The organism is Mariniphaga sp., assembly GCF_041687215.1.
GTDB lineage: Bacteria > Bacteroidota > Bacteroidia > Bacteroidales > Prolixibacteraceae > Mariniphaga.
Genome location: NZ_JAWLCI010000023.1, coordinates 22,894 through 44,685, shown reverse-complemented (window position 1 = coordinate 44,685; position 21,792 = coordinate 22,894). Strand labels below are relative to the sequence as shown.

The 21,792-nt window shown below is 43.7% G+C and carries 16 protein-coding genes; 8 read left to right on the top strand and 8 right to left on the bottom strand.

The annotated features are described in order from the left end of the window. The 6 genes from ACESMA_RS10110 to ACESMA_RS10085 all read left to right on the top strand — a co-directional run bounded on the left by ACESMA_RS10110 (position 1) and on the right by ACESMA_RS10085 (position 5,395). Positions 1 to 1,650: a tail fiber domain-containing protein gene (locus tag ACESMA_RS10110; protein WP_372948686.1), complete on the top strand. Its 1,650-nt coding sequence runs from the start codon at positions 1 to 3 to the stop codon at positions 1,648 to 1,650. Between the two features lie 72 nt (positions 1,651 to 1,722). After that, the gene (locus ACESMA_RS10105; RefSeq protein WP_372948685.1) at positions 1,723 to 2,106 is read left to right on the top strand and encodes a LytR/AlgR family response regulator transcription factor; all 384 of its coding nucleotides are present in this window, start codon (positions 1,723 to 1,725) and stop codon (positions 2,104 to 2,106) included. A 53-nt stretch (positions 2,107 to 2,159) separates the two neighbouring features. After that, the gene (locus ACESMA_RS10100) at positions 2,160 to 2,894 is read left to right on the top strand and encodes a hypothetical protein (protein ID WP_372948684.1); all 735 of its coding nucleotides are present in this window, start codon (positions 2,160 to 2,162) and stop codon (positions 2,892 to 2,894) included. Between the two features lie 84 nt (positions 2,895 to 2,978). Further along, entirely contained in the window at positions 2,979 to 3,488 is a 510-nt protein-coding gene (locus tag ACESMA_RS10095; protein WP_372948683.1) for a T9SS type A sorting domain-containing protein, read from the top strand. Positions 3,489 to 3,502: 14 nt separating this feature from the next. Continuing rightward, positions 3,503 to 4,252, top strand: a complete 750-nt coding sequence (locus ACESMA_RS10090) for a fibrobacter succinogenes major paralogous domain-containing protein (protein WP_372948682.1) — start codon at positions 3,503 to 3,505, stop codon at positions 4,250 to 4,252. Between the two features lie 315 nt (positions 4,253 to 4,567). Beyond that, positions 4,568 to 5,395 (top strand): DUF5602 domain-containing protein, encoded by an 828-nt coding sequence (locus ACESMA_RS10085; protein WP_372948681.1) that lies wholly within the window; start codon positions 4,568 to 4,570, stop codon positions 5,393 to 5,395. Between the two features lie 118 nt (positions 5,396 to 5,513). Here the strand turns inward: ACESMA_RS10085 and ACESMA_RS10080 are convergent, their stop codons facing one another. The 8 genes from ACESMA_RS10080 to trpS form a co-directional block, all read right to left on the bottom strand. Beyond that, the gene (locus tag ACESMA_RS10080; protein ID WP_372948680.1) at positions 5,514 to 8,318 is read right to left on the bottom strand and encodes a glycoside hydrolase family 2 protein; all 2,805 of its coding nucleotides are present in this window, start codon (positions 8,316 to 8,318) and stop codon (positions 5,514 to 5,516) included. 221 nt (positions 8,319 to 8,539) lie between these two features. Next, complete coding sequence (locus tag ACESMA_RS10075) at positions 8,540 to 10,120, bottom strand: sulfatase (protein ID WP_372948679.1); 1,581 nt, start codon at positions 10,118 to 10,120, stop codon at positions 8,540 to 8,542. 68 nt (positions 10,121 to 10,188) lie between these two features. Then, positions 10,189 to 11,643 (bottom strand): arylsulfatase, encoded by a 1,455-nt coding sequence (locus ACESMA_RS10070; protein ID WP_372948678.1) that lies wholly within the window; start codon positions 11,641 to 11,643, stop codon positions 10,189 to 10,191. A 64-nt stretch (positions 11,644 to 11,707) separates the two neighbouring features. Beyond that, entirely contained in the window at positions 11,708 to 13,147 is a 1,440-nt protein-coding gene (locus ACESMA_RS10065) for an arylsulfatase (RefSeq protein ID WP_372948677.1), read from the bottom strand. 64 nt (positions 13,148 to 13,211) lie between these two features. Then, entirely contained in the window at positions 13,212 to 15,653 is a 2,442-nt protein-coding gene (gene galB, locus ACESMA_RS10060; RefSeq protein WP_372948676.1) for a beta-galactosidase GalB, read from the bottom strand. A gap of 612 nt (positions 15,654 to 16,265) precedes the next feature. Continuing rightward, the gene (locus ACESMA_RS10055) at positions 16,266 to 16,550 is read right to left on the bottom strand and encodes a hypothetical protein (RefSeq protein WP_372948675.1); all 285 of its coding nucleotides are present in this window, start codon (positions 16,548 to 16,550) and stop codon (positions 16,266 to 16,268) included. Between the two features lie 148 nt (positions 16,551 to 16,698). Then, positions 16,699 to 17,973 carry a Gfo/Idh/MocA family protein gene (locus ACESMA_RS10050; protein WP_372948674.1) on the bottom strand — a complete coding sequence of 425 codons (1,275 nt, stop codon included), beginning with the start codon at positions 17,971 to 17,973 and terminating at the stop codon, positions 16,699 to 16,701. A 218-nt stretch (positions 17,974 to 18,191) separates the two neighbouring features. Further along, on the bottom strand, positions 18,192 to 19,196 hold the full coding sequence (trpS, locus tag ACESMA_RS10045) for a tryptophan--tRNA ligase (RefSeq protein WP_372948673.1): 1,005 nt from the start codon (positions 19,194 to 19,196) through the stop codon (positions 18,192 to 18,194). Positions 19,197 to 19,301: 105 nt separating this feature from the next. On the opposite strand from trpS, the gene queD reads away from it, so the two are divergent. Further along, entirely contained in the window at positions 19,302 to 19,754 is a 453-nt protein-coding gene (gene queD / locus ACESMA_RS10040) for a 6-carboxytetrahydropterin synthase QueD (RefSeq protein ID WP_372948672.1), read from the top strand. Positions 19,755 to 19,847: 93 nt separating this feature from the next. Then, positions 19,848 to 21,677, top strand: a complete 1,830-nt coding sequence (locus ACESMA_RS10035) for a prolipoprotein diacylglyceryl transferase (RefSeq protein WP_372948671.1) — start codon at positions 19,848 to 19,850, stop codon at positions 21,675 to 21,677. The last annotated feature ends 115 nt before the right edge of the window (positions 21,678 to 21,792 follow it).

Genomic DNA, 21,792 nt, shown 5'->3' with positions numbered 1-21,792 from the left:
ATGAAAAAGTTATATTCAATCCTGGCTTTATTGCTTTTAGCTATTACCGTTTGGGCGCAAAGTCCACAGAAAATGAGTTACCAGGCGGTGGTGCGCGATGAGGGCAATTCCCTTGTTATTAACCGGCCTGTTGGGGTAAAAATGAGTATTGTACAAGGTTCCGGTAATGGGAATACCGTTTATTCTGAACTGTTCAACCCAAATCCCGAAACCAATGCCAACGGGTTGCTGACTCTTGAAATTGGGGGCGGTATTCCGGTTTTGGGTACTTTTTCTGAAATCGACTGGTCAAAAGGGCCCTTTTTTATCCGTACTGAAATTGACCCGTCGGGGGGCAGCAATTACACGGTTAACGGTACCAGTCCGTTGCTGAGTGTGCCGTTTGCGTTGCATGCACATTCGGTGGAAAACGATAAGGTGGACGATGCCGACAACGACCCCAACAACGAAATTCAGCAACTGAGCCTTAACGGAACGTCACTTACCCTTTCCAGAGGGGGTGGCTCAGTAACACTGCCTTCATCGGGCGGGGGCGATAATTGGGGTACGCAATCCGTTGTATCTGACGCAACGCTTGATGGCACCGGTACAAATGCATCGCCGCTAAAACTGGCCGATAATGCTGTTACTGCTACAAAAATTGCCAACAGTGCAGTAACCGGAACAAAAATTGCGCAAGCAGGTGCTTCATCGGGGCAGGTGCTCAAATGGAATGGCACACAGTGGTCACCAGGAGAAGATGAAGCTGGCGAAGGAGGGCTTACTCTGCCGTTTACGGGAAGCGCAGAAAATTCTCCCATTGCTTTTTCTATTTCCGGAGCACTTACTGGAATTTTGGGTGAGTCACTTAATACATTCGACTCAGAATTAAATATCGGTATTCATGGTAAAGCAATAATGAATCAATGGAGCAGAGGTGTTTTTGGTGAAGGAAGTTATGCCGGTATATGGGGAGAATCAAATAATTATGGAGTATATGGCAGAGGAAGTACCGGTATATTTGGAGTTGCTAATAATTCCAATGGGTATTCCGGTTATTTTACCACCGGAAAATTTTATGTACAGGGAAAAGTTGGAATCGGAATCCTTACTCCCGTTACCTCCCTGCATGTGCGCCATGGGGTCCTTGCCACCAATGCACCGGAACCTGTTGAAGGTCTCCGGTTGCATAACAGCGGCGCGAACAACAATTCCTGGACATTATATACCGTAAATTCCAATGGAAATCTGCAGTTCTATGCAAATAATACCCTGCGCGGCACCTTTAGTGCAACCAGCGGCACCTACACCTCGTCGAGCAATCGCCGGCTCAAAACGGATATTACAACACTTGGCGAAGATATTTTGAAACGCGCGTTGCAACTGGAGCCGGTTAGCTACCGGTTTAAAAGTAATCCCCAGTCTGAACCAACCATTGGTTTTATTGCCGAAGATGTACAGCCACTGTTTCCTGAACTGGTGGAAATAACCGGAGAAAACGATGAAAACCTGGGTGTGAATTATGCCGCGTTTTCCGTGGTGGCCATAAAAGCCATTCAGCAACAACAAAAACAGATGGAAGAGTTGCAAAGCGAAAACGAACAGTTGAAAAAACGGCTGGATCGGCTGGAAAACCTGGTGGCTTCAACTGCACAGAAAGGAAACGATTAATTACAGGGAAGTAGCCGGAAGATAAAGGAAATTTTTTACGAAAAACAATCAAATCAAACAAAATCTACAAGGGTGGGGGAAAGAAAGCTGAATATTGCCATTATCGACGATGAACAACACGCCATCGAAACGCTGGTTTACGATTTACACGAGTCGTTTCATGAGAACATTCAGATTGTATTTACAGAAACCAATCCTTTTGAAGGAGCCCGGAAGGTGCGGTTGCTTAAACCGGATGTTTTGTTTCTCGATATGATGATGCCCGGAATGTCAGGACACCAATTGATTAACCTTATTAACGATTTGGAAACAAAGGTTGTATTTACTACGGCTTATCCGGAAATGATAAAACAAAGCAACCCGGCAGATGTACTGGCCTGTTTGCTCAAACCGGTTTCCACCTCCGATTTGGAAAAAATTTTTAGCAAGATATGGAATTCATTAAAAAATAAATAAGCTTCAGAAATTAATTGTAAGGTTTAAAATATTGAATTTTAAAATTTTATATTATGAATAGACTGATTTTTATACTTTCCTTTTTACCGTTGGCTTTTCCTTTTTCTCTGGCAGGAAATGATCAGCAGAAAACGAATTTTGCGCATGTTTCATTTTCTTTTTTTCAAAATGAGTCAACCCTGAATGCTGCGGATTTTGCAGGCAGACTGGATGAACTACTTACCCTCGAAATGGCAACAGAAATTAGTGGTTTCGATGCTTCAAAAGCAGAAAAAGAGCACGAAAACAAGACATCTGCGATTTTTGGCGGAGAAAAAAAGCCGCCCCGCGAGTGCAATTATTTGTGGAACAATGGCCGGACCCGCTCAGTAGCAATGGGTGGAAACACCCTAAATGCTCCTTACAAAGACAAGGTGGCTATTCATTCGCTGTCAAATACCACACTGGAAAGGTTTAAACGAAATTACGGTGCGCTTACCGATGAACAAAAACAGGGGGCCGCAAAAAAGCTGGAAGAGGAAGCTGGCAAAAACAATAATTCCTCAGCCAGCCAGAATATGACGCAAGTGGGAACCGGAATGGTGCAGAATCTTCAGGCTGAAGCAATATCCGGTGTGGGCGATGCCGCCACCTGGTACGAAAATTCCAGTGAATTGAAAGTGCTTTACAGAGGTTTAATCTTTTCTGTGGTGGTTGATATTTCGGACGATAAAGAGGTGAACCGCGAAAAAAGCATAGAACTGGCTAAAAGAATTATTCGGGATAAACTCACTCAAAACAGCAATTAAAACACGGAAAAATACCATTCACTCATTTACGATTGATTAAAATACTTAAATAGCTGATATTCGTTTAATAAAAAATGGAGAAAAATGAAAGAAAGCCAATTTAAAATTATTGCGACACTATTCCTGGGCATTTGGCTAACCGGGTTGCAGGCGCAAACCCTGCGCGTAAAACAAACGGAGGGTACTGAAACAGCCTACTCTCTGGCCGAAATTAGTAAATTGAGTTTTTCCGAAGGAAGCCTTCAGATTACGAATTACGAAAACAACAGCAGTTCCTACGAACTGAGCAATTTGCGTTACCTCACTGTTTCCGACATTCCGGTGGGAATAAATGAACAGGTAAAATTCAGGGAATTGAGCTTAAAAGTTTATCCGAATCCGTTAACCAATCTGCTCACTGTTCAACTGGATGACACCGGCAAAACCAAAAGCAGCATTGAAATTTTATCGGTTAACGGAAAGGTTTTGACAACTCATAATGTTACCGGAATGAAAACAGTGCGTCTGAACCTCAGCCAACTAAAAAAAGGTATATATATCTGCCGCTACAGGAACAGCGAAACAACAAAAACAGCAAAAATTGTTAAAAACTAAAAATTGAATAAAACATGAAGAGTTTACTGATTTCATTTGGCATTTTGCTGGCTGCTATAAGCCACACTTTTGCCCAGAACGACACCATGTATGTAATGAAAAACGGTGTGGTTATCAACAAACAATCGGTTAATCCGTCGGATATTGACAGTATTATTTTTTACGCTCCGCAGGTAACCGCGTTAACCGATGCCGATGGAAATGTTTACGGCACTGTTAATATAGGCACGCAGGTATGGATGAGTGAAAACCTGAAGACGACCAAGTTCAATGACGGTACCGACATACCATTGGTAACCGGTAATACAGAATGGGGAAGTTTAACTACGCCAGCATACTGCTGGTACGATAATGATGAAGAAACGTATAAAAACCTTTACGGTGGGTATTATACCTGGTTTGCAGTAAATACAGGTAAACTTTGTCCGGAAGGCTGGCATGTACCCACCAGGGATGAATGGGCCACTTTGATAGACTATTTGGGCGGTGCAAGTGTTGCGGGAGGAAAATTAAAGACAACGGGCACTGAATACTGGAACAGTCCGAATACCGATGCAACCAATGAATCCGGTTTTTCAGGTCTTCCGGGAAGTCAGCGGCCCAACATTTTCAGCACATTGGGCAACAATGGCCGCTGGTGGAGCAATTCAGAATCTACTACAAATTCATCACATGCTTATGTCCTTTACCATGATGAAGCTGTAATAAGAAGGAACAGCACAACCAAACGAAACGGTTTAAACGTTCGCTGTATAAAGGATTGATTTTATTTACAGTTTATTCATTTTTGAAATCAAACCACAAAATGATCGGATTCCCCTTATCACCGGCATGGCCACGAAAGTGGCCTTTGTTGCTTTTTGACCTTTTTTCACACAAATTCACTTATTGCGAACAACTTCATTGACCTTCTAACGGTCAAAAAAAATTTAAACATACATTAAATTAAAATTGAAAATCAGATTGTTTAATAAAAACTATTTCGTAATTTTCATTCATAAAAGAATTAAATGTATTTATTTCTTTTATGTAATATTATAATCAAATGTTTTTTTATTAACAAAAAAATTAGATGCCTTATGAAGCAGTTAAATTACACTTTGTTATCCTTGTTGCTCACCGGTACTCTGATGATTTTTCAATCGTGCCAGAAGGAAGAGCTGACTGAAATTCAGGAAGAAAATGCAACATGGGATGTGGAATTGAAAAAAGCGGATGCTACACGCACGTTTTACGGACCAACCGTAAAAGTTGGAAATGGCGTAGCCCGCGCCTATGTGAAAGAAAACCGGAATGGTGACCCGGTTGAAGTGGGCTTAAATTTATCAGTTAAAGCGCTGGAAAATTTACCAGACCACCATGCTGATTTTGTTCTGCCTTTTCATCCAAACAAAGGGAAAAGGTTTTACGACCATGTTTTTATTGGATGGGCACCCGAGGGTCATGAACCTCCTGGTGTTTACGATTTACCTCACTTCGATGTTCATTTCTACATTACATCTGTAGAAGATCGGGAGGCAATTGGTGGTCAGCCAGGTTATGATATGATGCCTGCACCGGAATATATTCCGCAGGATTACATTTTGCTGGAGGGAATTGTTCCGCAAATGGGTGCCCATTGGGCCGATGCCCTGGCTCCTGAATTGCCCTGGAACGGAGGCGCAACGTTTACTCATACTTTTATCTGGGGTTCCTATCACGGCGAATTCACTTTTATGGAACCCATGATAACACGGGATTTTCTATTGAGTTTAAGCGAACAGCCGTCAGTAACAGCCGAGGTAAAACATCCTGTAGCATGGCAGCGCGATGGCTGGTATCCTTCTCATTACCGGATGGAATGGACCAACCAACCGGGACAATACACTATAGCTCTGACCGGACTGGAATGGAAGGAAAGCCTGTAGTAAAAGGAAATCGCGACTGAGTTGAAAATAAAAAGTCTGTCGAAATTAATCTAAACTTCCGGCAGGCTTTTTATTCTCAAGATTTTTTTATTTTGCTTATATCCTCTTTTTTCGTGCATTATTCTCCGCTGAAATCGAACCACAGTTTTATCGGATACCCTTCATCTCCACTGTGGCCACGAAAGTGGCCTTTTCCGCTTTTTGGGCCCAACGCATCTGCCTGTTTAAATTTGGTGCCGATGGCCGGAATTTCATACAAAAATGACAGATCGCCTTCGGGGAATGGCGGATGAGTTCCGCCTGCTGTATGTTCCGGTTTTGCTGGCGAAAACAGATGAAAGAATAAGTTTGGTGTTTCAGAAATTACGGTAAAATCCGATTCGGTAGTTTCCAGAGTGGCCCAGTATAAATTACCGTGGTAACCTTTAAATTCGGGATAAACCAGGTTGTTAAAAGTTTCTCCGGTTACAGTGTTGTTGTACGCTTTCTCCCAAACGCCAAAATTGCTGCCTTTTATTCGGTTTTTCCAAACCCGGTAAGGCCCGCGGCCCATCCATTTTACGCCGGTACATTTCACTTCGGGGTAGTTGAATGAAATACCAATAAAATCAACATTGGCAATTCCCCTTCGCAGCGGACTTGCTTCCAGTTTCAATAAACTGTTTTTGTGTAAAGTCCAGGTCATTTTTTCAGGAAAATTGTCGGTTGAAATTTCAAAGACGAAATTTCCTTCTGCATCTTTATGCCAGTATGTACTGTTGATTTTCGATTCCGCTCCTTCCGGCACCGGACCGCCGTTTAACGACACTACTCCTTTTTTATTTTTTATTGTAAGAAGCGTTCCGTCAGCTTTTGAAAAAGAAATTTCAAGGCCATTTACCGATGCAGTTACTGCATTTGTGTTTTCCAGAACAGTGATTTCATTTTCCTCACCGGCAAGTATTCCTTTTATTTTTTCTGCCTTTTCCCATGTTTGTATCACCGGCCAGCTCCAGGTATATAGTTCGTTGCCGTGTGGGTCGGTTGCAGTAAAAAGAAAGATGTCGGCATCATTGAGCGATTCGCCCAAATCAATTTCCACCAACGATGTTTCACCGGGCTGTGCATCCGGTCCCGGAAAGGTTCCGCTTCCGGTAATTTCTTCGTCTTCCGGGTTGAGTTTAGTTTTAATCGCCTGCCAGCCGAAAGAACAATCTGCCAGACTTGTATAAATAAATTTGTTTTCCAGGAACAGTTTGCCGTTCCACTTGGGGTTAACGGTTACCGGTTTTACCTGCACCGGCGACCAAATTTCTTTCACGGTGTAAAAGCTGCCCTCCTTTTCACGATGCGGTCCCAAAATGCCGTCGGGTGCGTGGTTCCCGTCCGCATCGTAAACTGTGCCGGGTTTGTCGGTCCGAAGAACGGCTTCATCTGTAAAAACCCACAAAAAAGCTCCGGCATGCAAGGGTGAGGATTGGTGACTTCGCCAGAACTCTTCCAGGCCTGCACCATTTCCTCCATCGTATAAACCATGTAAAAACTCGGTGGGCATAAACGAGTCGTTTCCAAAAACAAAACGGCCAGTGGCATAATCGAACGCCGGATAGTGGTGTGTGTCGGCGCCGTTGCGCAACAGCCACGGGTAAATAACAGGCCTTTTCTGAATGTCATATACATGAAAATTCTTTTCATTGTAGAAATCCCAGCCTCCCTCGTTGCCATGATTCCAAATAACCACACTTGGGTGATTATGGTCTTTCAAAACGGTTTCCTTCACAAGTTTTGGCCCCACAATGGTATCGTATTCATCCTGCCAGCCGGTTACTTCATTCATAACAAAAAGCCCCAGCGAATCGCACAGTTCCAGGAAACGTTTATCAGGCACATAATGGGAGCTTCGAACCGCATTCATGTTCATTTCTTTCATAAGTTGAATGTCGGTAAGATGGTTTTCTTCACTAAGTGCACGGCCGGTTTCAGGCCAGAACGAGTGACGGTTCACCCCCTTAAAAACCACCTTCTCGCCGTTCACATAAAATCCATCGTGTTTGCGAAGCTCCACTGTCCGAAAACCAATTCGTTCGGTAACCTCGTGCAACAATTCATCATCTTTTTTCAGGCTGATCTTCATGTTGTACAGATTTGGCCACTCGGGATTCCATGGTTGTATGTTTTCAAATTCTCCGGATATCATTTTTTCGGTTGTCCCTTTGGGAATTTCATCCTGAACAATTCCGGCCATTTTATTTCCTCTTAAATCGAAAAGTTCAACAGATACGGAATAGTCCGATTTGGATTCATTCAGCACTACGAACATTTCGAATGACCCGTCGGCTTTGGCATTGATGGCTGAGCGTGAAAGATGAATTTCAGGAAAAACTTCCAGAAATACCGGTCGGAAAATGCCCCCGAAAATCCAGAAATCAGCCTGGCGTTCGGCTTTGTTTACCGATTCGTTGGAAGAATGTTTGGCTACATCCACCTCCAGCAAATTAGTTCGGCCATATCTCAGCAGTTTACTGATGTCATATTTAAACCTGTAAAATCCACCCTGATGTTTTTCGCCGGCCAGCTTTCCGTTGATTTTAACTTCGGTGTCAGTCATCGAACCGTCGAAAACAATGTTTACAGTTTTGCCCCTCCATTCGCGCGGAACCTCAAATTCGTACCTGTATAAACCGTGTTCTTTTCCCAGCTTTTTGTCTTCATTGCGCCAATCGTGGCCGTAGTTGTAGGTTCCAAAACCCTGCAATTCCCAGTTCGAAGGTACAGGAATGGTTGTCCACTCATCGCTGTTTCGGCCGTCGGTACAGTAAAATTCCCAGTCCACTGTGTTTTCAGCATCTGTTCCGGAAAGGTAAATGATCTGGGTGGGTTGGGAGAAGGCGCTGGTATTTAACAGGAAAAAGAGCGATAATAACAGTTGAAGAATTCGTTTCATTTTTAAGACTTTATATTTAAGATTGAAAAATTATTTCTGATGTTTTGGTCAAAAATAAAATTTTTAAAATAACCTTTTTTTGAGAAATTGATTTTAAATCTGTTGCTTTTTATAAATCCGGAATCAAAATCCGGATTTGCCAAAAAAATCAATATTGCCCGGTAAAATAATTTTTTATCCCGCCGGGACTTCCGCTGGTCTTACAATAATCTTTTTACTTTCTACTCAATTTTGCTTCCCCACCAATTATTTCCTGGGTCAAAGTCTTTGGAAAGAAACTCCAGCCGTTGCTTTTCAAGTTGGGGCAGACGTACCGTCCGAACCCGTTCCAGATGTTCTTTTTCCAGATTTTCGCTGTATTCCGGATCTTTTTCAGGAAAACGGGCGCCAACCTCATTCAAATAAGCAAAAAGTTGTTTGCTAAGTTGTTTGGCCAATTCAGAATTTTCAGCCGAAACATCGGTGGTTTCTTCCACATCGGTTTTCAGGTTGTACAGTTCTTCGCGACCATCTTCGTAATAATGAATGAGTTTCCAGTCGCCCAACCGGATGATGGACGATGGTTCGCCGCCCTGATTGCCGTAATGCGGGTAATGCCAGATGAGCGGACGTTCGGGAAAAGTTCCTCCGTTGAGAACCGGTACTAAACTCATTCCGTCATTGTGTTCATTCGGCTTCAGTTCGGCACCAGCCAGTTCCAGCAGGGTGGGGTAGAAGTCACTTCCTGTAACCGGTACTTCCGATTTTTTCCCGGCAATTTCCAGCCAGGGAACTTTGATGAAATAAGGTTCGCGAATGCCACCTTCAAACTGGTAACCTTTTCCTGCCCGTAATGGTTTGTTCGATGTGGCAAATGCATCGCCGGCAGCCACTCCGCCATTGTCCGAAGTAAAAATAACAATGGTATTTTCTGCCAGCCCCAGTTCGTCAAGAGCTTTCAAAACCACGCCCACGGCATCGTCCATGGTTTCTAACAGTCCGGCATAAACCGGATTGTCCTGTACCTGCCGGATGGGAAGAAAGTGGCCCATTTCAAATCCGGTTTCAGCAATGCCCATCTCCTCGGCTTTCGCTCTGTATTTGGCCCATTTTGCCTGCGTGGTTTGCAGGGGTGCATGAACGGCATAAAACGAAAGGAAAGCGAAAAAGGAAGTGTCTTTGTGTTCTTTTAAAAAATCGGCTGTTTCGTGTGCCAGCCGCATGGTGAGGCTTTCGCCGTCGGGACCGCTTTCGAGCCTCGGATTTTCCCATGGGGCATAAAAACCGCCCATGGGGCTTCCCTTGTCCCAGCCGCCTTTGTTGATATCGAAACCATGATCTTCAGGCCAGGAACCTTCACTACCCAAATGCCATTTTCCGGCGAAAAAAGTTTTGTAGCCGGCTTCTTTTAATGCTTCCGGCAGGGTTGTGTATTCATGCGGCAGGTTGTGCACATATTCGGGAGGAAGCAATTTATTGAACCTTCCGGCTTTTCGCCACTCTTCTCCCGTGCGGGCGCCAATCCAGTCGGTAATGCCGTGGCGGGCTGTAAATTTGCCACTCATAATACTTGCCCGTGAAGGACTGCAAACCTGGCAATTGGCATAGCCATCAGTAAAAATCATTCCCTCGTTGGCAATCCGATCAATGTGGGGCGTTTCATAGAATTCACTTCCCATCACGCTCATGTCGTGATAGCCAAAATCGTCAGCAAGAATGAACACGATGTTGGGCTTTGTGGGTTTCGAATCTTGTTTTTGACCATTTTGGCAGGAAGCCAGTAGGCAAGCAAAGGCCACCAGAATTAAAGTTGTTTTATTCATGACATTACTATTTTATCTGCGTAATCTGCGGGAGATAAATTTTGCCCACTGATTGCCGCGGATGGATTTTATTGGAGATATGTCCCCGATTCAAACGTAAATATTTCTGATTCAGTTCTGGCATTGTTCATTAGTTCCAGCATTTCTTTCACCAGTTCCGGATTTTCGTCCGCCACGTTGTTTTTTTCACCAATATCGGTTGAAAGATTATACAATTCTGTCGTTGTTTTTTCAGGATTAAATACATTGTACTGCAACAGTTTCCAGTCGCCTTTGCGCAGCGCCTTCCGTCCTCCGAGCTCATGAAATTCCCAGTACAAGTATTCATGTTTTTCTTGATTATCTTTTTTTCCCGAAAGGGTAGGAAGGAAGGAAATGCCATCCGTATTTTCAGGAACTGTAGCACCAGAAATTTCGGCCAAAGTTGGGAAAACATCCCAGAAAGCCGAAGGGTGGTCTGTTTCAGTTCCGGGAGCGATTTGACCTTCCCAGACGGCAATCATCGGCACACGGATACCGCCTTCGTATAAATCGCGTTTGTAACCTTTTAGCGGACCGTTGCTGTTAAAATAATCGGGGTCGGCACCGCCTTCCTTATGCGGCCCGTTGTCGGAAGTAAAAACAATTAGCGTATTTTCATAAACTCCCAGTTCCTTAAGTTTAGCCACAATTTCGCCAACCTGCATATCGAGGTAATCAATCATGGCTGCAAAAGCAGCATGCGATTCCGGTTGCGAACCGTAAGGACCATTTCTGAAATTTTCACCATCATCCACGCCTTCATAGTTTTTTTCAGGAAGAAATTTGCCCCGGTATTTTTCCATGTATTCCTCCGGTGCATACAATTCGGCATGAGGAATGATGGAAGGATAATACATAAAAAATGGTTTGTCATGATTATCTTCAAGAAACTTTAAAGCATATTCCTGAATGACTTCAGGGCCGTATTCTCCAGTTTGTTTACCTTCGTTTCCTTCCAGCATAATTTTTTCCTGGTTGTGCCACATGTGGTAAGGATAATAATGATGCCCGATACGCTGGCAATTGTACCCAAAAAATTCATCGAATCCCTGGTTGTTTGGATCGCCTTCGGAACCGGGATAACCAAGGCCCCATTTTCCAAAAGCGCCGGTTACATAACCTGCATCCTGCAGCGCTTCAGCCAATGTAAATGCTTTTGCTTCCAGCGGATGTTGTCCTTCGGGTTGAATCTCTTTATTGCCGCGGATAAATGTGTGTCCGGTGTGCTGGCCGGTCATTAACGACGAACGGGATGGCGCACAAACCGTTGAACCGGAATAGTGCTGGGTGAATTTCAATCCACTTTCAGCCAGTTTGTCGATGTTGGGCGTGGAAAAGAGTTCCTGGCCATAGCAGCTTAGATCGCCGTAGCCCAAATCGTCGGCCAGAATGTAAACGATGTTGGGTTTTGTTTCTACTTGCTGTTTTTCTTTTGGGCTGCTACACGCCCCAATAGCGAAAATGAATATCAGTTGAATGATGAATAGTTTTGTATTTTTCATTTTTTAGTAATTATATAGTTTGTTACAACGCTTTGCGCATCTGCGCCTTTGTGTGCTAAAATTATCAATGCTTCCCAAACGGAAAATCCTCCGACGATGTTCTTGCCGATTCTAAAAGTTGCAGCAATTTCGAGGTGATTTCAGGATTTTCTTCTGCAACATTGTTTTCTTCTCCCGGGTCACTTTCCAGATTATACAATTCTGTTGTGGTTTTTTCAGGCGTAAACACATCGTACCTCACCAGTTTCCATTCACCCTGACGTAGTGCAAGCCTGCCGTTTTTTTCATGGAACTCCCAGTACAAGTAATCATGTTTTTTTTGATTTCCTTCACCCAGCAAACTTGGCAGAAACGAAATTCCATCTATATTTTCCGGAGTTGGCGCATCAATTAAATCGGTAAACGTTGGCAACACATCCCAAAAAGCCGAAATATGATCTGACTTACTTCCGGGTTCAATTTTTCCAGGCCAGCGCACCAACATCGGAACGCGGATTCCACCTTCGTACAAATCGCGTTTGTAGCCTTTAAACGGTCCATTGCTATCGAAATAATCGGGGTCGGCACCGCCTTCCAGATGTGGGCCGTTATCAGAAGAAAATATAACAATGGTATTTTCGTCAAGCCCCAGCTCTTTTAGCTTCAACAAAATTCCTCCCACCTGATCATCCAAAAGATTAATCATGGCTGCAAAGGCCGCGTGCGATTCGGGTTGCGAGCCGTAGCCGCCGGTTTTGTATCTCGGTGCTCCTTCATCTGCGCCTTTGTATTCTTTTTCGGGAAGAAATTTTCCACGGTATTTTTCCAAATATTCTTCAGGCGCAAACAATTCGGCATGAGGAATTACCGACGGATAATACATAAAAAACGGTCTGTCCTTATTATTCTCTAAAAATTTCAGAGCCTGCTCGTGAATTGGGATTGGCGCATACGTTCCCTCGCCGTTTCCGGCATTATCGTCCAGCCAAACCGTATCCTGGTTGTGATTTAAAAACCGGGGATAATAATTGTGCGCCAGTGTTTGGTCGTTGTAGCCAAAAAACACATCAAATCCCTGGTTGTTCGGGTCGCCTTCCGAGCCCGGATACCCAAGGCCCCATTTGCCAAAGGCGCCGGTTGCGTAGCCGTTTTCCTGTAAAATTTCAGCCACGGTAAATGCACCGGCAGCCATGGGCCAGTTCCCTTTATCGCCATCGCGTTTATTACCGCGGATGGGCGTATGGCCGGTATGCTGCCCGGTAAGCAAAACCGAACGTGACGGCGAACAAACCGTTGAGCCGGCGTAATGTTGCGTAAAAGTAATCCCCTCTTTTGCCAACCGATCGATATTTGGCGTTTGGAAATGCGATTGCCCCTGACAACTTAAATCGCCGTAACCCAGGTCGTCGGCCAGAATGTAAACAATGTTTGGTTTTTGGGATAAATTTTCTTTTTTAGGTTGATTCTGACAAGACCATAAAACGATGAAAATGCCGGCAGCTAGAAGGATGATTGATTTTTTCATGAGAAGAAACACTTTTATAAATTTCAAATTAATGACGATAAAAACCTTAAAAATACAAATTGAATTATAATTCTTTACTTTGAATAGCAATAGTTTCAGATTTCAGTCCTTTCCCATTCACCTTCAACTCAATTTCGCCGGCTTCTTCGAGTGACTGAACCGTTATCACCAGTTTACTGCTAAACGCTTTCATCGTGGGAAGGTGGAACATTTCCAATGAAGTAGGGTCGCCGTTGCAAACTACTTTAAATTTCCCTGCGCCAAAAACGTCAAAATTGAGCTGATTGTCTGCATTCGGACAAAGATTTCCATCTTTATCAACAACTGAAACGGTAATATAACTCAGGTCTTTTCCATCGGATGCAATTACGCTGCGGTCGGCTTCCAGTTTCAGGCGATGTGGTTTTCCGGCGGTGTGCATTTCTTTTTCAGCCACCGGATTTCCATTGTCGTCAAACGCCACCACTTTAACTGTTCCCGGTTCGTATTTCACATCCATCCACATCAGCCGGTAGCGGTGTTGCAGGGTTTTGTCCTTTGTTTTGGTTTGAATGCCCTGGCTCTTGCCGTTCACAAACAGTTCGGCACTGTTGTAATTGGTATAAACAAAAACCGGTGTGGTTTTACCTTCACGGCCTTCCCAGTTCCAGTGGGGCAGAATGTGAAGCGTTTCATCTTTGGTATTCCAGCGACTGCGGTAGAGGTAATACCGGTCTTTGGGAAGTCCGGCTAAATCGCAAATGCCAAAATAGGAACTACGCGAAGGCCATGCTTCGTTGTACGGAGTGGGTTCGCCCAGGTAATCGAAACCGGTCCATACAAATTCGCCAATTACCCAGTCGTAATCGTCCTGCCACACAAAATCTTCATCCGGCACGTTCGACCAGCGGCAGGCCTCCAGGTCGTATGACGAACTTTGAAAATCATCATACGTTTTGTGTTTGTATTCTTCCACCGGGAATTTGTAAATGCCGCGTGAACTTACTGTTGAGGCTGTTTCTGAACCGAGAATAAATCCTTGCGGGAAAACCTCGTAAGCTTCGTTGTAAAGTGGCAGACGGTAGTTCAGACCCGGAATATCGAAAATTGCCCCGAACCCGTTTTTCATGGTATTGGCTACCTGGTCCATTCCCACGGTAACGGGGCGGGTTGGGTCTTCGCGGTGGAAAATGTCCTGCAGCCATTTGGCGCGCTTTACGCCTTCATTTCCCCACTGGTCAGGGACTTCATTTCCGGCACTCCACATTACAATGGAGGGATGATTCCGGGTGGCGCGAACCAGGTTCACCACATCTTTTTCGGCCCAGTCGTTAAACCAGCGGTTGTAACCGTTTTCCACTTTTGGCCGGGCCCACTCATCAAAACTTTCGGCCAGCATCAGGATTCCCATTTCATCGCAAAGTTCCACCTGTTCGATGGAGGGCATGTTGTGGGCCGAGCGAATGGAATTAATTCCCATGTCTTTTAGAATGGTGAGCTGCCGTTTAAGCGCTGCCCGGTTTATGGCGGCTCCCAGTGGTCCCAAATCGTGGTGCAGGCAAACCCCTTTGAATTTGGTGACTTCGCCGTTCAGCACCAGTCCTTTTCCACGTTCATATTCAATAGTCCGGATGCCAAAGCGAATGGTTTGTTCGTCTTTCAGCTCATTGTTTTGGTACAATTTCAGGGTGGCAAAATAAAGGTTGGGCTCCTCCAAATCCCAAATTTTAGGATGGGGAACACCGATGTTTTGTTCCATCCGGTTGCCGAATATTTTATCTGTTGATTCAGTGGCAACTACTTTTCCATCTGCATCTTTTATTTCGGTTACCAGCTTTACAAGTTGTCCGTTCACTTCTGTTTTAATGTTCACCTGTGCCATTTCTTCCGAAACAAAAGGAGTGGTAATGAATGTTCCCCAGTGATTAAAATTCACTTCATCTTTTACAATCAACTGAACTTTGCGATAAATACCGGCGCCCGGATACCAGCGCGATGAGTAGGCCAGGTTTTCCAGCCGGACTGCCAGTAAGTTTTCTTCGCCTTTTTTTAAATATTCAGTTATATCGAAATAAAAATAAGCATATCCGTACGGATGATTTCCCACTTTTTCGCCGTTAACCCAAACGTGGGCATCGCTCATGGCGCCGTCAAAAGTGAGCAGCACTTTTTTGCCTTTTTCGAATTCAGGAACTTCAAATGTTTTCCGGTACCAGCCCACTCCGATGTGCGGCAATGCCCCGGTGCGGCCGGTCCGCAGTCGGGCTTCCTCTTCCATGTCCTGCTCCACAAGCACTTTTTGCGCATCAATTTCTTTATCGAACGGCCCTTTAATCGCCCAATCGTGAGGCACTGAAACTGTTTCCCAGTTGGAGGTATTTAACTCTGGTTTTTCAGCACCTTTAACATCTTTGTTGATGAATTGCCAGTCGTCTTCGAGAAGGATAACTGTGCGTGGTGAAATGTTTTGAGAAAAACTTGTGGTTACAATTAAAAGCGCAATAATTGTCAGGAAAATTTTTTTCATGGTAATCGGTTTATGAATAATTTCGGTAATCAAAGAGAAATCTTTTCTCTGTACCTGCTAACACATACAAAAATAGCCGGAATTTTAAACTGCCTGTTCTCAATGTGTGCTTTTTTGGAATTTTATTTTGTTCTTTTATCTTGTGTAACATCTTTTTTTCATTATTTAACTTTTGAAAGTTTACGATAAGAATAGGCGTTGTTGTTGCCAGGCCCGGAAAAAATCAGAAATCAGAACAAACCCTCAGTTTTTTAGATAGAAACATATAAGCAATTTGAGAAATTACTTTCAGCTTTTTGCCTGATTATTATTTAACAAAACTAAATATTTTTGAATTGCATAAGCCGTTAAATATAAAATGCAAAATGGAAGAAAGGACTTTTTTTTATAAACTTTTGCTTGATGGCCATTTCGATTTTTGCCATGAAGATTGTGTTTTGAAAGATTTCAGTAAAATGTCACTGTCAGAATTGATAGAAAAGTCGCAATCAATGAGTCAGGTGGAACTTAAAACAATAATTCGCAAACATGAAGAATGTTTGAAAAACTATTGGCACAAATATGCAAGCTAAGGCTGTTTTTGAATTCTGTTTTGCAATTTCCATTGTAAATTCAATTACCAGTTATCGGTTCTGAAAGGCGCTGCCGGAAGTCCTTCTTTATTAGATTTGCCTCTTCCGGATTGTCGGCCCAGGCATAAAGCAAAGCAGCCGGATTTTTTACATCAGGGTTCCAAACAATTACTTTGTTTCCTTTTATTTTTGCTTTTGCCCAGACAAATTTTTTGACTTTTCCTGCAACGGCAAAGTGTTTGAGTTTCTGTGAGCCTTGTTTCAAAAGGCCGCTACCCACATTTGAGAAAGTTACTATTGCCTTTTTATTTCGGGTCCAGCCCATTCCCAGATTTTAACATCAGTATTTCGTTGCAAAACCATACCGTCGCTAACAAGTTTGGGAAGTTAAACCTGGCCAAAACCAACACCTGAGAGAACAAGGAGAATTCCGGTAAAAACGGAGTTGTATTTTTGAATCATTAAAAAATTTTTCAAAAATTATCGAATTGTTCCAGGTTCAGTTTCAAATCATATTTTTGGTTGGAATAATACATTTCGTCCCAGTTGGTTTCCTCTTTCGATGTGGCACTCATTCTTCCCAAAATAGCCGACAGGGTTGATGTTGCTCCGGAATGGGCTTCATTTATCAGGTTGCCGGATTCAATGCTTTGAATAAATGCCTTCACTTTGTTGGGGGTGGAATCGTACAACGCCGAAGTGAAAGCTCCGGCAGCCCGCTGCTGTTCGGTAGGTTCACCTTTTACCACACCCGAATCCCACGGATTGTCACCTTCGATGTAAACGCCACGGCTGTAATGCGCTTCAGCAATTCCTTTGGTGCCGATGAACCTGGCGCAAACATCATTAAATTTTGGCCCGAACTGCGTTGAGTGGAGGCTCACATTTCTTTCGTTTGGATAGCCGTAAATCACCTGATAATTGGTAAAGGTATCGCCAAAATCGGGTTCGCCTTTGCGGTTGCCCATTCCAAATGCATTGCCGGGTTTTTCATTCAGTACCCAGTTGCACACATCAATCATGTGAATGCCCTGGTCGAGCAGAATTCCACCGGAAAGCTCGCGAAAATGAAAATGATTTCGAATCATAAACTCTTCGGGGGAATTTCCCGGCGGCTGCTTTTTTCCGCTTCCGGAAGAGATGTAATAGAGTTGAACATTGACTACCTCGCCAATGTCGCCGCGGCGGATGCGTTCGGCCATTTCGATGTAAGGCGTGGCATGACGAATCTGAAATCCGATAGCTACACTGACTTTCCCATCGGCTTTTTGTCCTGCCCTGATAACCTGTTTGCAACCGGCCACGTCGGGAGCCACCGGTTTTTCGCAGTAAACATGCTTGCCGGCATCAACTGCAGCTTCCAGAAAATCGGGGTGCGTGTAGGCCGGCGAAGAAACCAGAACGGCATCCACTCCGGGGTCATTTAATAGTTCGAGGTAAGCTCGCGAGCCTCTGAATATTTTGGTCGGGTTAATTTTTACTCCGTTGTTTTTCAGGTTCAGTTCATTAAACTTTGGTTGGGCATTTTCCAATTGGTAGCCAAACAAGTCGGCCATGGCAAAAATACGGGCATTGGTGTGGTTCACCATGTCAGAAATGACTGCTGTTCCCCGGTTTCCGCAGCCGATAATTCCCATTCGAATGGCAGAATTGGCCGATGTTCCGAAAACCGTTGCAGGTTTTAAAATGGTAAATGCGGAGAGGGCTGCAGTGCCGGTGATAAACTTTCTTCGGTTGATGGTTTCCATAGTTATTGATTTAAGGTTGAAATATACGAACTAATTTTGAAATGGTGCAGGAGCGTAAAAACTTATAAAACTCAAATAAAATTCAGTAATTTTTGCATAGATAATCGAAAAGTTTTCGATTATCTGTGTAAATATTGCTATCCAGGTTGATTCAATTCAACTAAATAAAAAAGCCGGGCAACAGCCCGGCATCAATGCAAATTAGGGTATATGCTGTGTTAAAACAACCTTTTGAATCCAACCACATTTTTCACTTCGGCCAGGGTTTTTGAGGCCGACTCGCGTGCTTTTTCAGCACCTGTTTTTGCAACCTGTGCAAGATACGAATCATTTTCCAAAATGTCAATAATCCGGTCGCGGATAGGTGAGGTGTAAGCTATAATATCCTCAGCCAGTTGCTTTTTCATGTCGCCGTAACGAATCTCGCAATTGTTGTAAAGTTCGTTAAAATGGCCTACGGTTGAAGGCTCCGAAACAATTTCCATAAGCGTAAACAGGTTTTGGATAGGTTCGGTTTTTTCCTGGTTCATTTCGGTTGGGCCAGAGTCGGTGACTGCGCGCATCACTTTTTTCCGAATGGATTTCGGGTCTTCGAACAGATTGATGGCGTTTCCTTCCGATTTACCCATTTTGCCACTGCCGTCCAAACCGGGAACTTTTATCATGTCTTTCCCGTCGAATGTGTAAGGCTGCGGAATGGGAAACACTTTCTTTTTGTACATGCGGTTAAAGCGTTTGGCAAATTTCCGGGCCATCTCCAGGTTTTGCTCCTGGTCTTTTCCCACGGGCACAAAATTGGCCTTGTGAATAATGATATCGGCAGCCATCAGCACGGGATAGGTTAGCAGGCCGGCATTTACATTTTCGGGTTGCTGGCGCGCTTTGTCTTTAAACGAAGTGGTGCGCTCCAGTTCTCCCAAATAAGCATTCATATTCAGAATGGTATATAATTCAGTCACTTCCGGGACATCGCTCTGAATGTAAATGGTGGCTTTTTCAGGGTCAATTCCGCAGGCCAGATATTCGGCAAGCACCTGTTTAACCCCGTTCTGAAGGTTTTCGGGTGTGGGGTGTGTGGTTAATGAATGGAGGTCGGCAATAAAAAAGAAGCAGTTAAAATCTTCCTGCATGCGTACAAAATTACGCACTGCCCCAAAATAATTTCCGAGGTGCAGATAGCCTGTTGGCCTTATCCCGCTGAGAACTGTCGGTTTTTTTGTCATTTTTTTTAATCTGAATTTTTCAGGTCACAAAAGTAAAAAAATTGTGGATGAATTCAGTAAAGTAAAATTTAGATACTTTTGCCCCCGATAACAGAAATTTGCATCATGCCAAAAATACGGGTTACCAAACGGTTTCATTTCGAAATGGCGCACACACTTTACGAATACGACGGGCTGTGCCGCAACATCCACGGGCATTCCTACAACCTGGAAGTAACGCTGGCCGGCCAGCCGCGCAATGAACCCGGCCACCCCAAAGACGGCATGGTGATGGATTTTGCTGATTTGAAACATCTCGTCAAATCAAAAATTGTTAATCAGTTCGATCATTCGCTTATGGTAAATAAACTGGTTCCTAAAGAGCAAATTGAACTATTGCGGAAAACATCTGAACGGATTATTTTAGTCGGTTTCCAACCCACCACCGAAAATATTGCCACCCACATTGCCGGCATCCTTCAGCAACACCTGCCCTCCGGGGTGGAGTTGTTCAGCATTCGCCTTTACGAAACTGTGACTTCGTTTGCCGAGTGGTTTGCCAGCGATAACGAAAGCTAATTATTTCCCTTCCTTTAAAATTGCTTTTTTTCTCATTGTGAGTTGTTTAAAAAGTTGTAAATTGTTTCAGGCTGTACAACAAATTAAAAGGCCATGGAAAAATTTCTGATTCTTTCTGCAACCGGCCCCTGGTACGAGTTTTTTTATAATCTGGCACTTTTTGTTGCCCTTGGCGTTTTAATTTTTGAAGGCTGGAAAAGAAAGTTTCCCATGTTAAAATGGGTTCTTTTACTAATAATTTCACGAATTTTATTTATTGCAGGCACCAAAATCGTAACCATTCCGGGTTACGACTGGATGCTACTGTTTACCCAGTTCCGTCTGCCCGAAGCTCCGGGAAAATCATTGCTGGGCGGACTGCTGTTTGGCGGAGCTGGGTTACTGGCCGGATGTTACTTTTTAAAGTTTAAACGAAACATTACAGATGCTTTTGCTATTGTTTTGCCACTTGGGATTGCTATTCAGCGCATGGGTTGTTTTTTAACCGGCTGCTGCTTCGGAAAAACCTGCTCGCTTCCGTGGGCTGTTCAGTACCCGGTAAATACTCTGCCCCATTACCACCAGTTTAACGACCAGCTTATTTCTTATCCCGATGCACTTTCCCTCCCGGTTCATCCGGTTCAGTTATATGAAATGGGCGGCATGCTGGCCGCCTTGTTTTTGCTTTTTTATTTCAGAAAAAAACTGAAAAGAGACGGAAGTTTGTTTTTGTTTTCACTCATATTGATTTTTACTGTGCGCTTTGTGACCGAATTTTTCAGGGATGCACATGCCCATGCTATTGGTGGGGAAATGACAGGATTGCTCAATACAACTCAAATTTTTTTAATCCCTGTAATTCTGTTGGTATTTTTTATTCTAAGGTTTCGCGAAAAGCACATTTCAACAGGTTTTCAAACCATTTCCGGAAAGGACATTCCCTTAACACCGGCATTTTTGCTTTTTTTTCTGTTGGCTCTGGTCTTTTTTACACTGAAAAACTGGTTTACATTTCCCGAAAGAGTTGCCCTGATTTTAACATTTTTAGTAGCCTTTGGGATTTTCGGTTTTCAATTTATTGGTCAGTTTTACAGAGCGCCTTACAAGTGGGCTTACCTGGCAGGGTTTGTATTGCCGTTTTTTCTGATGGCTCAAACTTTGCCCTATTCTTCATCCGATTCGGTGTATGTGAAAAAATACAAGTCGCTGAAATTTGGAATAGCCACCGGAAAATTTGAAAACAGCCACAACATTGGCACCGGTGATGGGTGCGACCGGGTAAGCCAAACGGAATATTTTAAACAGAAATATACAGTGGCAGCGGCTGCCCTGGAGTTTACCGAGGAACAACCGATTGCCCGAACCGAATTTACATACGGAGCCAAACTAATGCTGGGCTCCCATAATGAAACCCGCATCTCTGATAACAAGGAAAAAAATTCCTTTTTGGTGGGTGTAACTCCTTATGCCTCGTGGGAAAGCAACTGGCTGGGATTTGGCGGTGGACTTCATTTTGGTAACTTAAGTTTTATTACGGAAAATTTACAGAAGGATGGAAGTGGCCGTCCTGAATCCGGGAGTACCTTCGTTCCTGTTTATCCGCAGCTTTACATGCGTGCCGGACTCCGGAGATGGATTTTTGCCGAATACCGGCTGGCAGACCATTTCCCGTCTGCACTTCCGGGTTTCAGGCAGCAACTGGCTTTGGGTACCGGACTGGGTTTGGATAACGGAACCAACCTGCGACTGGGTTTTAATACCGATGCTATTTATTTTCTGTCCGGTCGTTTTCCCATTGAAAATAAAATAGTACTGGAACCTATGGTATTATGGGGAAAATTTCCCATCTACAACTATCCGGATACGGAAAAATATTCCTACCAGTTTTCGTTTGGCTTAAGTTATCGTTTTGGACATTCCGAAGGGTACAGAAGTCCGAGGTGAAAAATCATCATGAATTTACGGAAAATAAAACACCTCATTCCATTATCCTGAAGGTGTATTGTCGCATTTTTTTCTACTTTTGAAGGCAGACGTTTCAAACCTCTTGTTGCATACA

Excerpts from the sequence above, each read along its gene's own strand:
- trpS (WP_372948673.1), bottom strand. The coding sequence starts at position 19,196 with ATGACAAAAAAACCGACAGTTCTCAGCGGGATAAGGCCAACAGGCTAT.
- ACESMA_RS10100 (WP_372948684.1), top strand. The coding sequence starts at position 2,160 with ATGAATAGACTGATTTTTATACTTTCCTTTTTACCGTTGGCTTTTCCT.
- galB (WP_372948676.1), bottom strand. The coding sequence starts at position 15,653 with ATGAAAAAAATTTTCCTGACAATTATTGCGCTTTTAATTGTAACCACA.
- queD (WP_372948672.1), top strand. The coding sequence starts at position 19,302 with ATGCCAAAAATACGGGTTACCAAACGGTTTCATTTCGAAATGGCGCAC.
- ACESMA_RS10070 (WP_372948678.1), bottom strand. The coding sequence starts at position 11,643 with ATGAAAAATACAAAACTATTCATCATTCAACTGATATTCATTTTCGCT.
- ACESMA_RS10050 (WP_372948674.1), bottom strand. The coding sequence starts at position 17,973 with ATGGAAACCATCAACCGAAGAAAGTTTATCACCGGCACTGCAGCCCTC.
- ACESMA_RS10035 (WP_372948671.1), top strand. The coding sequence starts at position 19,848 with ATGGAAAAATTTCTGATTCTTTCTGCAACCGGCCCCTGGTACGAGTTT.
- ACESMA_RS10075 (WP_372948679.1), bottom strand. The coding sequence starts at position 10,120 with ATGAATAAAACAACTTTAATTCTGGTGGCCTTTGCTTGCCTACTGGCT.
- ACESMA_RS10085 (WP_372948681.1), top strand. The coding sequence starts at position 4,568 with ATGAAGCAGTTAAATTACACTTTGTTATCCTTGTTGCTCACCGGTACT.
- ACESMA_RS10065 (WP_372948677.1), bottom strand. The coding sequence starts at position 13,147 with ATGAAAAAATCAATCATCCTTCTAGCTGCCGGCATTTTCATCGTTTTA.
- ACESMA_RS10055 (WP_372948675.1), bottom strand. The coding sequence starts at position 16,550 with ATGGGCTGGACCCGAAATAAAAAGGCAATAGTAACTTTCTCAAATGTG.
- ACESMA_RS10095 (WP_372948683.1), top strand. The coding sequence starts at position 2,979 with ATGAAAGAAAGCCAATTTAAAATTATTGCGACACTATTCCTGGGCATT.
- ACESMA_RS10080 (WP_372948680.1), bottom strand. The coding sequence starts at position 8,318 with ATGAAACGAATTCTTCAACTGTTATTATCGCTCTTTTTCCTGTTAAAT.
- ACESMA_RS10110 (WP_372948686.1), top strand. The coding sequence starts at position 1 with ATGAAAAAGTTATATTCAATCCTGGCTTTATTGCTTTTAGCTATTACC.
- ACESMA_RS10090 (WP_372948682.1), top strand. The coding sequence starts at position 3,503 with ATGAAGAGTTTACTGATTTCATTTGGCATTTTGCTGGCTGCTATAAGC.